The following is a 14,945-nucleotide window of genomic DNA, read 5'->3' on the forward strand; positions in this document are numbered from 1 at the left end:
TTATAAATCATGGTTTTAGAAATGAAAGTCCCCTCGCCGGGAGAATCCATTACCGAAGTAGAAATAGCACAGTGGTTAGTGCAAGATGGGGATTATGTGGAGAAAGACCAAGCCATTGCAGAAGTGGATTCAGATAAGGCTACTTTAGAACTTCCGGCGGAAGCAAGTGGTGTTATCACCTTAAAAGCCGAAGAAGGAGATGCAGTAGCTGTGGGGGAGGTTGTATGCTTGATAGATACTTCAGCAGAAAAACCGGCAGAAACCGATAAAGCCAAAGAAGAAAGCACAGCAGCAAACAAAGAACCAGAAGCAAAAAAAGAAGCCCCTAAAACAGCGGCAGCCCCTTCAGAAGAAGCCAAAACCTATGCTACAGGAACGGCGAGTCCGGCAGCAAGAAAAATATTAGCAGAAAAGGGCATCTCCGCAAGTGATATAAAAGGTACTGGTAAAGACGGACGAGTTACCAAAGAAGATGCCGTAAAAGCAGTTCCCTCAATGGGAACACCTGGAGGCGGAAAACGTACTTCTGAACGTAAGAAGTTATCCATGCTCCGAAGAAAAGTAGCAGAACGTTTAGTAGCAGCTAAAAATGAAACGGCGATGCTGACCACGTTCAACGAAGTGGATATGAGTCCCATCTATACATTGCGAAATGAATACAAAGAAACTTTTAAAGAAAAACATGGTGTAAGCCTTGGCTTTATGAGCTTCTTTACCAAAGCAGTAGTGAGAGCACTACAGTTATTTCCCGACGTAAACTCTATGATTGATGGTGATTACAAGATTACCTATGATTTTTGTGACATATCGGTAGCAGTTTCCGGGCCGAAAGGATTGATGGTTCCGGTAGTAAGAAACGCGGAAAATTTAAGTTTTAGAGGAGTCGAAGAAGAAATTAAACATTTAGCCATTCGTGCTCGTGACGGGCAAATAACGGTGGATGAAATGACAGGCGGAACCTTTACCATTTCTAATGGAGGTGTATTTGGTTCTATGCTCTCCACGCCTATCATCAACCCTCCCCAAAGTGGGATCTTAGGGATGCACAATATTGTAGAAAGGCCTGTGGCAGTAGATGGCAAAGTAGAAATCCGCCCTATAATGTATGTAGCATTGTCATATGACCATAGAATTATTGATGGCCGGGAATCTGTAGGGTTTCTGGTAGCCGTAAAAGAAGCCTTGGAAAACCCTGTAGAACTGTTGATGGACAATGATCCTAAAAAGGCATTGGAGTTATAAAATATAGACGGATTTTTTTATTTTATATAAAGATACTTTTTGTCATAATCAATGACGGCTTTCCCCTTTTTTAGGATATCAGCACCAATAATTCCATCTATTGGTACGGCATCATGATCTTTTAAAGCTTCATTAATGTGAGTCATATTAAAAAGAACGATGGCTACTTTCTTCTTTTGCCATTTCCCCAGTTTCAGTCGGTTTTTTTTAGCAATTTGCGTATCCATCTCTCTGGCTCCCGCACCAGAGGCTTTTATTTCAGTAGTCTCAGGAGCTAACTTAAAATGGCTAATACTATTAAAATCAACACAGGTATTGGAAGCACCGGTATCTAAAATAAAATGCCCTTCTACACCATTAATAACAGCGGTAACCTCAAAATGCCCAGTATGGGTGAGTGTTAAGGGGATCTTTACATATCCTTTTTCCTTTAAGAAACGTTTAAGAGAAGCCATTAAATAAGTTTTTACAAAGATAATCAACCGAAACTATTAATTTTGCTTAATGATTATAACCGATACCCACACGCATTTATATAGTGAAATGTTTGATGAAGACAGAGATGAAATGATCCACCGTGCAATGGATGTTGGTGTAAAGCGCTTTTTTGTTCCGGCTATAGATTCAACATATACGGAGGCCATGCTAGCGCTCAAAACCGCATATCCTGATAATATATTTTTAATGATGGGATTGCACCCTACCCACGTAAAAGAAAATTATAAGGAAGAATTAAGTCATGTAGAAGAAATGCTTTCTAAAAGAAAATTCTATGCTGTAGGAGAAATAGGGATTGACCTTTATTGGGATAAAACGTATTTAAAACAACAACAAGAGGCATTTCAATACCAAATACAGCTTGCAAAAAAACACCACCTTCCTATTGTTATTCATTGCAGGAAATCTTTTGAGGAGATATTTGAGGTTCTGGAACAAGAAAAAGGGGATGATCTTTTCGGGATCTTTCATTGCTTTACAGGAACCAAAGAACAAGCGGCGCGCGCGATATCCTATAATATGAAATTGGGAATAGGAGGAGTAGTCACATTTAAGAACGGAAAGATTGACCAATTTTTACATCAAATATCACTTGAACATATAGTTTTAGAAACCGATGCCCCATATCTGTCACCTGTCCCATATCGTGGAAAGCGCAATGAAAGTACATATATTATAAATGTGTTGGATAAATTAAGTGACATTTATCAAACAACGCCCGAAGAAATAGCTAAAAAAACAACGCAAAACTCAAAAACTGTTTTTGGAGTTTAATACAGTTTGAACATATAAATCCGATTATATTTTGTTCATTTGTCATATAAAAAATAGAGCTTTTTGACACAAAATAGCCACATACGCCCATATTTAGATACCGAAGTCAATACTGCATTAAAGGAGCTCAGGGAGCACCCAATGATAAAAGCATTGCTTTACTTTACATTTCCCGGGAGAGAATACGGAGAAATAGTAAATATTTTGGACAGCTGTCGCTCTATAAGGGATTTTCAAACAAAGGTCATCTATTTTGCTGTTAAAAATGTGTTACATAGAAGCTCAGAAGGACTTACTGTAAGTGGGTTTGAAAAGTTAAAACCCAACACCTCTTATTTATTTGTATCCAATCATAGGGATATTATTTTAGACACCTCTATACTCAATGTAGCTTTGTTTGAGCATAATTTAGTGATGACAGCTTCCGCAATCGGAGACAACTTAGTAAAAAAACCATTTCTCTTAGAGTTATCAAAATTGAATAGAAACTTTTTAATACTTAGAGACCTACCCCCAAGAGAGATGCTTAAAGCTTCAAGAGAAGCTTCTCAATACATACAAGACTTATTACTGAACGAAAAAAGATCGGTATGGATAGCACAAAGAGAAGGGCGTACAAAAGATGGGAATGACCGCACTCAGCAAGGAGTTTTAAAAATGCTGGGATTGGCCAATAATGAGAAATATGTAATGGACTATTTTAAAAAATTAAAAATAGTGCCCGTCTCCATATCATATGAATTTGACCCTACTGATATTTTGAAAATGCCGGAGCTAATGGCCCGTCATTATGATATAGAGTATATTAAAACAAACAACGAAGATTTTGATTCTATATTAAAAGGTGCGTTAGGGCAAAAAAAACGTATCCATATTGCAGTGGGAGAAGTACTCAACAAAGAATTAGAGGGTATAAAAAACAGCAAAGAACCATCTAACAAGCAATTTCAGCTATTAGCAGAATTAATAGATGGCCACATTCATAAAAATTATAAATTATGGGCTTCAAATTACATTGCCTATGATTTGTTGCATAACAAAAATCAGTTCGAAGAAGAATACTCAAAAAAAGAAAAACGCCAATTTGAGAGAAGGTTAGAAAGACGAGTAGAAGAAGGAAACAGAGTAGCCTTAGAAAATTTTTTAAGGATGTATGCGAACCCTGTAATAAATAAAATAAAAACTAGTTGAATAAAAAATCCAACATACTTCTTATTTACACTGGGGGTACTATCGGAATGATAAAAGATTATAAGACTGGGGTACTCAGGGCTTTTGATTTTGAAAAACTATCAGAACGGATACCAGAACTATCACATTTGGACTGTAAAGTACAAACCATTTCATTTGATGTTCCAATAGATTCTTCCAATATGAACCCTGATTATTGGGTTCAAATAATAGAAATAATAGAAGAGAATTACGATAATTTTGATGGTTTTGTGGTGTTACATGGTAGCGATACCATGAGCTATACGGCATCTGCGGCAAGTTTTATGTTAGAAAACTTAAACAAACCGGTAATTTTTACAGGATCGCAATTGCCTATTGGTGATCTGCGTACCGATGCAAAAGAGAACCTTATTACTGCTATTCAAATAGCATCCTTAAAAGAAAATAACCAACCTAAAATCACAGAAGTTTGCCTTTATTTTGAATACAAATTATATAGAGCAAACCGCACTACAAAAATTAATGCTGAACACTTTGAAGCTTTTGCTTCTTTAAACTATCCGCCCTTGGCAGAGAGTGGTGTTCATTTGAACATCAATGATGAATACTTATTTCGACCTTCGGAAGAAAGAAAACCTGTATTTCATAAAAAATTATGCAATGACATTATTATTATCAAGCTATTTCCGGGAATTGGCCAAAAAAGCATAAAAAGCATTATCGAAACCCCTTCTTTAAAAGGGATTATTTTAGAAACCTATGGCTCCGGAAATGCCCCAACAGATGAATGGTTCAGCGACCTTATAAAAAAAGCGATTGGTAAAGGGGTTATTATTGTAAACGTAACCCAATGCTCTGGAGGAAGTGTTATTATGGGACAATACGAAACCAGTGTTCATCTTGAACAGTTGAAAGTAATAAGCGGAAAAGACATTACTACAGAAGCTGCAGTGGCAAAATTAATGTATTTATTAGGCAAAGATGTGGATAAAAAAGAAATCAAGACGATCTTTGAAACATCCCTTAGAGGAGAAATCAGCTAAAAATAACCACATAAATTTTATCAAATAACTTTTTTTTTGTTATTTGCCGGTCCGTTAAGCTGTTTGCTAATTATAGAGAGGTGGCCGAGTGGTCGAAGGCGCACGCCTGGAAAGTGTGTATTCCGTTATCGCGGAATCGAGGGTTCGAATCCCTTCCTCTCTGCTTGTAGTTTAACTTTTTTAAGAATTATAATTGCAAAATTTTTTTATCTTTAACCCAATTAACTAACAAATTTAAGTTTGAAAGAAATGAAAAGATTATTCTCTATTCTGGCGATTGCCGGATTAATGGCCTTTAACGCAACAAATGCAAACGCAAGCGCTATTGCTATAGCTGCTGATAATACAGCAGAATATGTTGCTTCAACAGAAAATGCTTCTGCAGTCATTTTACAAGAAGAACCTGCTGAAGAAAGTAAATCATTCCACCAAGTATTGAAAGAACGTTTTATAGAAGGTGGAGCTGGATTCATGGGAATCGTTCTTCTTTGTTTGATTTTAGGATTAGCGGTTGCTATTGAAAGAATTATATTCTTAAACTTAGCAACAACAAATACTAAAAAACTAGCACAACAAGTAGAAGAAGCTTTAGCTTCAGGAGGTGTTGAAGCTGCTAAAGAAGTATGTAGAAATACGAAGGGTCCCGTTGCCTCTATTTTCTATCAAGGATTGGATAGAGCTGATGAGGGGATTGATTCTGCAGAAAAAGCAGTAGTAGCATATGGTGGTGTTCAGATGGGCCAGCTAGAGAAAAATATATCTTGGCTTTCTTTATTTATAGCTATTGCCCCGATGCTTGGGTTTATGGGTACAGTAATTGGTATGATTCAAGCATTTGATAAGATTAGTGCTGCAGGTGGATTGGATGCATCATTAATTGCAGGTGATATTAAAGTGGCATTATTGACAACGGTATTTGGTCTTGTAGTGGCTATTATACTCCAAATCTTTTATAACTATATTATTGCGAAGATGGATAGTATTGTTAATGATATGGAAGATTCGTCTATCACATTGGTAGATTTATTAGTAGATCACAAAAAATAAATTTAAGACAAATACAAAGATTATGTATAGAGGAATAAAAATAGCAGTATTAATAATAGGAGCATTAAGTATAGTTCTATGGTTCTTGCTTTTAGGATCTACAGACCCTTATTCTGACTTAATGATAAATATTGCAAAATATCTTGTTATTATAACTGCAGCAGTCGTATTGTTGTTTACACTAAAAAACCTTGTTTCTCACCCTGATAAGCTTAAAAAAGCATTGATAGCTGTTGTAGGGTTTCTAATAGTAGTAGGCATTGGTTATGCATTAGCAGATGGAGAAGCAACAGATACTACTAGTGCCTCAGCATCAAAATGGGTTGGAACAGGATTATATACATTTTATGTGCTAACCTTCATAGCTATTGGTGCAATGGTAGTTTCAGGAATAAAGAAAACTTTAACGAAATAATATATTATGGCTAGAAGAACAATACCGGAAGTAAATGCAGGTTCTATGGCAGATATTGCTTTCCTGCTCCTTATTTTCTTTCTGGTAACAACGACGATTGAGACGGATGCCGGGCTAGACCGTAAGCTTCCTCCAATGGAACCGCCAGAAGAAGATGTTGTAATAAAACAAAAGAACATTTTTACTGTTGTTGTAAACAAAAACAATCAGTTGTTGGTTGAGGATCAGTTAATGCAATTAAAAGATCTCCGTACAGCAGCAGTAGAGTTCTTGGATAATGGTGGAGGTACAGGAGATGATGCTTGTAGCTATTGTAGAGGGGCTAAAGACCCAAACTCTTCTGATAACCCTGAAAAGGCAATTATCTCTTTACAGAATGACAGGGAAACATCGTATAAAACATACATAGCAGTACAAAATGAGTTAGTGGCAGCATATAATGAGTTACGTAATAGAGAAGCACAACGAATATATGGCACTGATTTTACAGCGATGGATGCATCATACAATGACCCTAGGACTAAGGATGATATAAAAGAAGAGTTAAAGCCTAAAATTGAGCGAATACAAAAACTGTTCCCTCAAAAATTATCCGAGGCAGAACCAAAAAGTAACTAAAATAATTTTATACGATTATGTCTAAATTCACGAAGAAAAAGAGCGGAGATTTACCACCAGTGTCAACCGCCTCATTGCCGGATATCGTATTCATGTTACTATTCTTTTTCATGACGGTAACCGTTATGAAAGACAGTTCACTTTTGGTAAAAAATGAATTGCCTTTTGCAGACCAAATTCAAAAACTGGATAAAAAAGACAGAGTTATTTATATCTATGCAGGGAAACCAAGTGAACGCTATCAGCAGAAATATGGTACAGCCGCTAAAATCCAGTTGAATGATAAGTTTGCAGATGTCTCAGACGTAGCAGCGTACATATTAGAAGAACGTTCTAAGAAAAGACAAGAACTTCAAAATTTATTGACTACTGCACTAAAGGTAGATGAGGATACAAACATGGGACTTATATCTGATATCAAGCAAGAATTAAGAAAAGTAAATGCACTTAAAATCAATTACACTACCCGAAAGGGAGATGCTTTTAAGAATTTACAATAACATATTCTTTTAACTTAATGTTATTAAAAGCTTCAAAGTAATTTGGAGCTTTTTTGATTTTCCTCTTTAATTTAAAAGTATATTTGTTATAATGATGCGAGGAATGAAAGTTTTTTTATATAGCTACTTTATACTTTTTATAAGTACAGGATGGGCTCAGGTTACTGATTCTAAAAGCTCTGATAGCAGGTATTTAGAAGATCAGTTTTACGTAGGAGTTACCTATAATATTCTATTAAACCGCCCCTCGGGTGTAACTCAGAGCAGTTTGCCTTACGGACTTCAAATAGGGTACATAAAAGATCTTCCTGTAAATAAAAAAAGAACTATTGGATTTGGTGTGGGGATTGGCTATGCGACAAATTCGTATTATCACAACCTTCGGGCAATTGAGCAACCAGGAACGAATAGATATCAATTGATTCCGGATGATATTTCTTTTAAAAGGAATAAGATAGAAACCCATTTGATAGAGCTCCCTATAGAATTTAGATTACGTACTTCTACTTCCGAGACATATAAGTTTTGGCGCATCTATGGAGGGGTTAAATTTGCATATATATTTGCTAATTCAGCCAAATTTGTAGGTGACGAGCGTGTTTCTTTTTCAAATGATGATTTAGAAAAATTTCAATACGATTTATATTTCAGTTTCGGGTACAATACATGGAATTTTTATGCAGCATATGGTTTAAACGATGTGTTTAAATCAGGTATATTTACCGAAGGGGGAGAGGAACTAAAAATGAACACATTGAAAATAGGGTTGATTTTTTATTTATTATGATACTTTCACTACTTATAACCAATAAGAAAATGTTATAAACTGGGGAAGCCCTCCAATTAAAAAACCTAATGCCAGCTCTATTCCCGTATGTGCTTTTAAGAAGAGCCTTGCAGAAGCAATCATTCCTGACAGGAACATTAAGACTGCTAACCCAAAAGTAATATTTACTTCATAATGAAAGCTAAGGCCTAGTACAAAAAAAAACAATGCAGCAATGCCCATCATGTGCATACTGGCTTTTATTTTAAAGAAAACGAGCAACAGGCATGCTATTAAAGCCCCTAAAACGCCAATGAAGTAATAATATAACTCTATAGATAAAACAGGGGGCACAACTCGTTTTATAACGATGAATATGAGAAAAATATAGATGTACAAAGGCACTCTCCGTTCATTAATATCTTCCAGATAAATAGACTTGATCCATCCAATATTTTTCAGTAGGAAGAAAAAAATAATGGGGATTAACACGGTTAATATAACCACAGCACTGATTACAGATTGTAACATGGATGGTGGGTGATATTTGGGAGAAATAATATAGTAAACAATGGTGCCAGCCAATGGGAAAAACAATGGATGAAAAATATAACTAATGAGTTTAAAAAATCGTTCCATTATAGCTTTTTTCTAAGACGTGCTACGGGGATATCTAATTGTTCCCGGTACTTAGCTATGGTCCGGCGAGCTATCGGATAGCCCTTCTCTTTAAGGATAGTTGCTAATTTATCATCAGTTAACGGCTTTTTTTTATCTTCTTCTTCAATAACCATTTCCAAGATTTTTTTTATCTCTCGTGTGGAAACGTCTTCTCCCTGTTCATTCTTCATGGCTTCAGAAAAGAAATCTTTTATGAGCTTTGTACCATAAGGCGTATCTACATATTTACTGTTGGCCACCCTAGAAACCGTTGAAACATCCATATCAATTTCATCTGCAATATCTTTAAGGATCATAGGTTTCAATTTCCGTTCGTCACCTGTTAAGAAATAATCCGATTGATAATGCATGATGGCATTCATAGTTATATACAACGTTTGCTGGCGTTGTTTTATCGCATCGATAAACCACTTGGCGGCATCTAATTTTTGTTTAATAAATTGTACAGCTTCTTTTTGTGGTTTGGATTTGTCTTTAGACTCCTTATACCCCTCAAGCATGTTGTTATATTCTCTTGAAATATGTAATTCGGGAGCATTTCTTGCATTGAGTGTCAATTCCAGTTTTCCTTCCCGAATACGGATCGTAAAGTCAGGCACTACATGCTCTATGACCTTTATATTTCCGGCATATGCCCCTCCCGGCTTTGGATTGAGTTTTTCTATTTCATGAATGGCATCTTTTAGCATTTCTTCATTTACATTATGCCGTTGAAGTAATTTATCATAGTGTTTTTTGGTAAAGTGCTCAAATGACTTGTTCAGGATTTCAATAGCTAATTTTATGCTGGGAGAACTTTCTTTTCGGTTTAACTGGATAAGTAAACATTCTTGCAGATTTCGGGCACCTACCCCGGGAGGATCCAATTCATGAATAATCTTCAATACCTTTGCTATTCGTTTTTCATCAACATAAATGTTTTGGGTAAATGCCAGATCATCTGCTATATCTGCTAAAGAGCGCCTGATATAACCAATGTCATCAATACTTCCTACTAGGAATTCTGCTATTTCGAGCTCTTCTTCATCAAGGCGAAATGTGCTTAATTGTGATGACAAATGTTGATTAAAAGATATTCCGGAGGCATAGGGAACCCTTTTTTCATCATCGTCAGCACTATAGTTGCTAGTTTGTAAACGATAATCTGGGATCTCATCATCACTTAAATAATCATCTATATTAATATCATCAGCCTCAATAGAATCGGTACCTGTGTCATCTTCATAGGTGTTTTCATAGAGGTCATCAAGCGCATCTTTTTGCTCCTCTTTGCCACTTTCCAGTGCCGGGTTTTCCTCCAATTCCTGCTTTAAGCGCTGTTCAAAAGCCTGTGTAGGCAACTGGATCAATTTCATTAATTGAATTTGTTGCGGAGAGAGCTTTTGTGATAATTTAAATTGTAGGTATTGTTTAAGCATATATCAATGATGATGTTGTAAAAATATAACTTAAACAAAAATAAGCAATTGGGATAAGTGTTTTTGTTTTATGAAGAAGAAAAGATTTGTATAAAATACCATGCTAAAAAAACTAAGTGTTGCTTTTAATTAAAAGCAACACTTTAGAGAAAATTAACCATCCATAATTATGGTAACACTCGCATCAGTAGTATCAGGAGGTGCAGAGGAAGATCCTCCATTAACAGTTGCCATCTGTTGTACATTCAGTTTTTCTGCATGAAATTTTTTAAAACACATAATGTATTTTTTTATGTTAGTAAATACTAATATACAAATTATTAATGAATTATCTTACATGTGTATATTGATGGGAGAATATTTCTCATTTAACTTTCGAAAAATCATATTTTAAATATATTTTCCGGGACTTGTTGTTGCCATAAGTTGTAGTAATGCCCTTTTTTTGAATACAATTCTTTATGAGCTCCTTCTTCCAATATATTACCTTTGTCGAGGACTACAATTTTATCAGAGTGTATGACAGTGCTTAACCGGTGAGCGATAATAATAATTGTTTTTTCTGCTTCCCTAAGCCTTTTAACTGTTTTTTGAATGTAGTTTTCAGAACTGCTGTCCAGAGATGAGGTAGCCTCATCCAACACTAATATTTCGGGGTTTTTGTACAATGCCCTTGCAATGGCAATACGCTGCTTTTGCCCACCGGATAACGTAGCTCCGTTTTCGCCCAGATAGGTGGCAAATCCTTGTGGTAGGCTTTCCACAAATTCCAAAATACCAATGTCTTTACAAATTTTAATGATATGCTCCATATCAGGTTGAAACTCCCCTACAGCAATGTTTTCAACGACGTTCCCCGCAAATAGGTCAATTTTTTGGGGCACTACGCTCACTAACGACCGCAAACTGTCATTTTTTATGTATTTTAGGTCTACATCTCCTATAGTAATATGCCCTCTTTGGATAGGATAGATGTTTTGCAATAATGAAATGAGGGTAGATTTCCCCGAGCCGCTTTCACCTACAATGGCGGTTATCTTTCCTTTTGGAACGCTTAAGTTGAAATCGTTAAATACCTGGACGCGGTTACCATACCGAAAAGAAACATTTCTAAAATGAATGTCACCCATAATTTCTTTTTTAAGGGAGATCTTATTTTCAGACTCTTCCCGTTCCAAGTCCATGATTTCAAACAAGCGGTCTGCGGCAATAAGGGCATTTTGTATTTGCTTGTTAGCATCGACTAAACTCGCTACCGGCCCTGTGAAATATCCTATGATGGCATAGAAAGACAATAATTCCCCCGGGGTGATTTCCCTTTCTATGACAAAATAGGAGCCACTCCACAAAAGGATGATGGTAAACAGCTGTGCAAGGGAATTGGAAGAAGTTGTTGAAAATACAGAGTTAAGGGCAGATTTATAACCGGTTTTCAACAAATCTATAAACCGGGTTTCGGTTTTTATGTTAGCAAAATCTTCCAGTCCAAAGCGTTTTATGGTACCTACGGCATTGAGGGATTCTACCAACTGACTTTCCAAATCGGCAGCACGTTCCATAATTTTCCGTTCGGTTTTTTTGTTTAAACGGTTGGTGATGTAATAAATAATAATGTACAAAGGAATGATCGTCAGCATAATTAATGCCAGCTTCCAATAATAGGAGAACATAATGGCAAAAGAGAAAATCAAAATTAAAACATTGACCGTGAGTGATAACGCAACCCCATTGATGAAGGCCCTTATTTTAACAGCATCGTTTATCCGCGATATAATTTCACCTACGCGCATAGTGTCGAAGAATTGTTGAGGCAGTTTTAGCAGGTGTTTGTAGTAACCAAGGATCAATCGTGCATCTATCTGCTGCCCAGTTTTGATAAGGAAAACATCTTTGAAGGCCCCGATGGTTATTTGCAGCACCAACAGGGCGAGCATCACAACTCCTAGCAAGTTTAAGAGGTTGGTATTGCCCTGTACCAATACAAAATCGGTGATTTTTTGTACATAAATGGAGGTGGAGAACCCGAGCAGGGTATAGACTACAGCCCCTACAAAAGCTTGCAGTAAAATGTATTTGTGTGGCCTTAACAAAAACCAAAAACGCTTTAAGATGGAGACTTTTTCATTACCGGCTGCAAATTCTTCTTCGGGGAGGAGGATTACTAGGACACCGGTCCATTCTTTTTTGAAAGCTTCATGTGTTTTTTTATGGAACTTCCCGTCCCCGGGATCCATAATTTTGATATAGTTTTTGGTTACCTCGTAAATAACCACATAATGCTGTAGCTGCTCTTTTACAATAATATGCGCTATGGCAGGTTTGGGAATTTTAGAGAGACTGTCCATATCACCCCGTACACCCTTTGCCTGAAAGCCCAGTTTTTGGGCGGCTTCCAACAGACCTAATACGTTAGTCCCCTTTTTATCGGTGCCAGCATATTGGCGTATGCGTGCAATGGGCAACTGTAGTTGGTAATGTGCAGCTATAGAAGCTAGGCAAGCCGCCCCACAATCGGTAATGTCGTGTTGCTTGATGGTGATTTTTGCCATTTCCCTATTCTTTTTTAGAATTAGGAAGGCTAATATAAGGGGCTTCCCTGCATATGTTGTGCAGGGAAAAAATAAAGTAGAGAACAAAGGGGGCTTAAAAGCCCAATTGGTATAATTTTTTACCCATAAAATAACCCACCACAAAGGTAATAACGATAATTCCAATCATGATGGCTATAAGCGTGTACACTTGTTTTTTTGTCATTTTTATCTATAGATTTTTTGAATAGTTATTTGGGGCTGCCCCACCCTTCCTTAAAGGCATTACTAATAAATAAAACAAAAAGAACCATAATCGTAAATGAAAAGATGATGTCTATTATTTTAAATATTTTAGAAAAATACGATTTCATTTATAGAGTACCTTTTATATTTTTAGTATTACCACCAATATAAGGATTAGGTTTGAAAACTGATAACCTGACTATTAAAAAAGAAATTGCTCCATGGCATCCCATTGGAATAATAGAAAATAAGTAACCACAACGGTTAACAAAAATAAGAGAACCTTTGTTTTAAGTGTTTTTTCATTTTAAGGTTTAAAGGAGCTACTATCTCTTTTTCTTTTTATCTGATAAAAAAGAAATAAAGCTTAAAAAAAGCGCCAAAAGTACTACAATAGGCCACTCTTGTAAGCTATCTTTTACAGCGATATGCAGCCTGTCTTTATCCACAGCCATTTGAGTTATCGTCCCTGCAAAAAATAGAAAAATAAAGTATTTTAAAAACTTTATAGAAAGTTCTTTTATAATGGCTTTTGATTTATGGATAAGCATAAACAAAAATAAAACAATTTTTATAAAACTTTGCCCAATGCCTTCCCAAAGGCATATGCAATCTCACTTATAGCATAAATGATAAACAATATCATTACTACTTGAAAGAGAAACGCTTTTTTTATATCATGTATTTTTTTCATAGTATTATTAAATAAAGGATAGTTAATGTACCCAGGGTGCTTTCTAAATTTTATTTATGACTATTGACAGTATGCTCGGAAATATTGTTTTCACCATCATATTTTCCAATATCATAGGCCGCTTTTATAAAAAAGAATAAAAGCAAAAAGAAAATAAGCACTAGCCATTTATATTTATTGAGTAAAGAAAGATTATTAGTTTTCATGATTATTTTTTTAATTCAAACAAAGAGTCAAATAACATAGAAAGAAGGTAATACACTATTATTGCTAGCAAAAAACTAAATATACTAAAATCTTCTTGTCTAATTAAAAAATAAACGATAGAAAATACAATACCTTCAATTAGACGCCTGACATAAATATTTTTAATTATTTTCTTGAATTTCATTATCTAATTAAAACTGTCATTATTCAACCCTCTTGCTGCCGCCAGCGTCTCGCTGGTGGTCTTGTTATAACATATTAAACCTAATAAATATCCATCACTATCTATTTTTAAAACAGTATGGTCATCCTGATAATTTCTAGCACTAGAATATTTCCAATCTAGAGCATCAGTTACAAATCCTGCTTCTACAGGATTATTATGGATATAATTTATTTTTTGTTGAATTACCTTATCGCTCCATAGTTCTATGGGTTTGTTGTGATGTTGCCATAATTGCCTGCCGGATACATTTCTTTTCTTTTTGGCTGCCTGTCCCATCATCCATAACAACCATTCCTTTCTACTTTCCTGAGGGTTTTCTTCTATCGCATATACCAGTTTTCGGGATGTATAGCCTTTAAAGTCTCTGATTAGCCCGGAAGGATCCTCGTTTATACTGCGAAATACTAAATGTACATGGTTTGGCATAAAACAATATGCGTACACTTCCATACCTTTGTTTTTCCTGCAATAGTTTATGCTTTCTGCCAGTATCGAGAGATAAGCCTCTCTTGTAAAAATATCTATCCAATATACTGTGGCAAAACTTATAAAATAAAGGCCATGTTTGTTATGAAACTTATAATTTCTGCTCATCGTATAAAAATAGATAAAGTTCCGATTATCTCATAAACTATGGCATGTATTATTGTATAAGTCAACTTAATCACAAGCGTGGACGCTTGCGGTAGCGGGGGTATTAACTTTCCTTATCTGAAATATAGTTTAAATAAAAAATCATAATAAAAGCACCAAACAATAGAGCTATTGTATCTGTTATATAGTTCAGATTCTTTTTAAAGATAAAAAAATCTACTGTCATTATAGATTGTATTATGAGATAACAAATAATTGTATAAATTTTATATTTA

Annotated in this window: 17 protein-coding genes, 1 tRNA gene and 1 pseudogene; 10 read left to right on the forward strand and 9 right to left on the reverse strand. The window is 35.5% G+C overall.

All coding sequences use genetic code 11. The features are described 5' to 3' along the window. The first annotated feature begins 9 nt into the window (after positions 1-9). Positions 10-1,242 carry a 2-oxoglutarate dehydrogenase complex dihydrolipoyllysine-residue succinyltransferase gene (gene odhB / locus WBG21_RS04320; RefSeq protein WP_340075186.1) on the forward strand — a complete coding sequence of 411 codons (1,233 nt, stop codon included), beginning with the start codon at positions 10-12 and terminating at the stop codon, positions 1,240-1,242. 17 nt (positions 1,243-1,259) lie between these two features. On the opposite strand, the gene WBG21_RS04325 is transcribed toward odhB, so the two are convergent. Beyond that, on the reverse strand, positions 1,260-1,697 hold the full coding sequence (locus WBG21_RS04325; protein WP_340075188.1) for a retropepsin-like aspartic protease family protein: 438 nt from the start codon (positions 1,695-1,697) through the stop codon (positions 1,260-1,262). 49 nt (positions 1,698-1,746) lie between these two features. On the opposite strand from WBG21_RS04325, the gene WBG21_RS04330 reads away from it, so the two are divergent. From WBG21_RS04330 to WBG21_RS04370, 9 genes are all read left to right on the forward strand, one after another. Then, positions 1,747-2,514, forward strand: a complete 768-nt coding sequence (locus WBG21_RS04330) for a TatD family hydrolase (RefSeq protein ID WP_340075190.1) — start codon at positions 1,747-1,749, stop codon at positions 2,512-2,514. Between the two features lie 63 nt (positions 2,515-2,577). Further along, positions 2,578-3,705, forward strand: coding sequence for a 1-acyl-sn-glycerol-3-phosphate acyltransferase (locus tag WBG21_RS04335; protein ID WP_340075192.1), 1,128 nt, complete (start codon positions 2,578-2,580; stop codon positions 3,703-3,705). Further along, complete coding sequence (locus tag WBG21_RS04340) at positions 3,702-4,730, forward strand: asparaginase (protein ID WP_340075194.1); 1,029 nt, start codon at positions 3,702-3,704, stop codon at positions 4,728-4,730. Before WBG21_RS04335 ends, WBG21_RS04340 begins: the two co-directional genes overlap by 4 nt. A gap of 74 nt (positions 4,731-4,804) precedes the next feature. Beyond that, positions 4,805-4,893, forward strand: a tRNA-Ser gene (locus WBG21_RS04345). 86 nt (positions 4,894-4,979) lie between these two features. Continuing rightward, positions 4,980-5,777: a MotA/TolQ/ExbB proton channel family protein gene (locus tag WBG21_RS04350; RefSeq protein ID WP_340075196.1), complete on the forward strand. Its 798-nt coding sequence runs from the start codon at positions 4,980-4,982 to the stop codon at positions 5,775-5,777. A 22-nt stretch (positions 5,778-5,799) separates the two neighbouring features. Then, positions 5,800-6,192, forward strand: a complete 393-nt coding sequence (locus WBG21_RS04355; RefSeq protein ID WP_340075198.1) for a hypothetical protein — start codon at positions 5,800-5,802, stop codon at positions 6,190-6,192. Positions 6,193-6,198: 6 nt separating this feature from the next. Continuing rightward, positions 6,199-6,810, forward strand: a complete 612-nt coding sequence (locus WBG21_RS04360; protein ID WP_340075200.1) for an ExbD/TolR family protein — start codon at positions 6,199-6,201, stop codon at positions 6,808-6,810. Positions 6,811-6,827: 17 nt separating this feature from the next. Then, positions 6,828-7,310: an ExbD/TolR family protein gene (locus tag WBG21_RS04365; protein ID WP_340075202.1), complete on the forward strand. Its 483-nt coding sequence runs from the start codon at positions 6,828-6,830 to the stop codon at positions 7,308-7,310. Positions 7,311-7,413: 103 nt separating this feature from the next. Further along, entirely contained in the window at positions 7,414-8,097 is a 684-nt protein-coding gene (locus WBG21_RS04370) for a porin family protein (protein ID WP_340075204.1), read from the forward strand. Between the two features lie 12 nt (positions 8,098-8,109). Here WBG21_RS04370 and WBG21_RS04375 read toward each other — a convergent pair whose 3' ends face one another. From WBG21_RS04375 to WBG21_RS04410, 8 genes and pseudogenes are all read right to left on the reverse strand, one after another. Further along, a complete protein-coding gene (locus tag WBG21_RS04375; protein ID WP_340075206.1) occupies positions 8,110-8,715 on the reverse strand; it encodes a hypothetical protein in 606 nt (201 codons plus the stop codon). Beyond that, on the reverse strand, positions 8,715-10,175 hold the full coding sequence (gene rpoN, locus WBG21_RS04380) for an RNA polymerase factor sigma-54 (RefSeq protein ID WP_340075208.1): 1,461 nt from the start codon (positions 10,173-10,175) through the stop codon (positions 8,715-8,717). The genes WBG21_RS04375 and rpoN overlap by 1 nt, the downstream gene beginning before the upstream one ends. Positions 10,176-10,328: 153 nt before the next feature. Then, positions 10,329-10,454, reverse strand: coding sequence for a hypothetical protein (locus WBG21_RS04385; RefSeq protein ID WP_340075210.1), 126 nt, complete (start codon positions 10,452-10,454; stop codon positions 10,329-10,331). Positions 10,455-10,558: 104 nt separating this feature from the next. Beyond that, positions 10,559-12,724, reverse strand: coding sequence for a peptidase domain-containing ABC transporter (locus tag WBG21_RS04390; protein ID WP_340075212.1), 2,166 nt, complete (start codon positions 12,722-12,724; stop codon positions 10,559-10,561). 551 nt (positions 12,725-13,275) lie between these two features. Beyond that, positions 13,276-13,500: a hypothetical protein gene (locus WBG21_RS04395; protein WP_340075214.1), complete on the reverse strand. Its 225-nt coding sequence runs from the start codon at positions 13,498-13,500 to the stop codon at positions 13,276-13,278. A gap of 20 nt (positions 13,501-13,520) precedes the next feature. After that, a complete protein-coding gene (locus WBG21_RS04400; protein ID WP_340075216.1) occupies positions 13,521-13,643 on the reverse strand; it encodes a hypothetical protein in 123 nt (40 codons plus the stop codon). A 50-nt stretch (positions 13,644-13,693) separates the two neighbouring features. Next, positions 13,694-13,849, reverse strand: coding sequence for a hypothetical protein (locus WBG21_RS04405; RefSeq protein WP_340075218.1), 156 nt, complete (start codon positions 13,847-13,849; stop codon positions 13,694-13,696). Positions 13,850-14,127: 278 nt separating this feature from the next. Further along, positions 14,128-14,670, reverse strand: a pseudogene (locus tag WBG21_RS04410) (REP-associated tyrosine transposase); the annotation flags it as partial. Between the last annotated feature and the right edge of the window lie 275 nt (positions 14,671-14,945).

The sequence above is a fragment of the Leptobacterium meishanense genome, from assembly GCF_037645805.1.
GTDB lineage: Bacteria > Bacteroidota > Bacteroidia > Flavobacteriales > Flavobacteriaceae > Leptobacterium_A > Leptobacterium_A meishanense.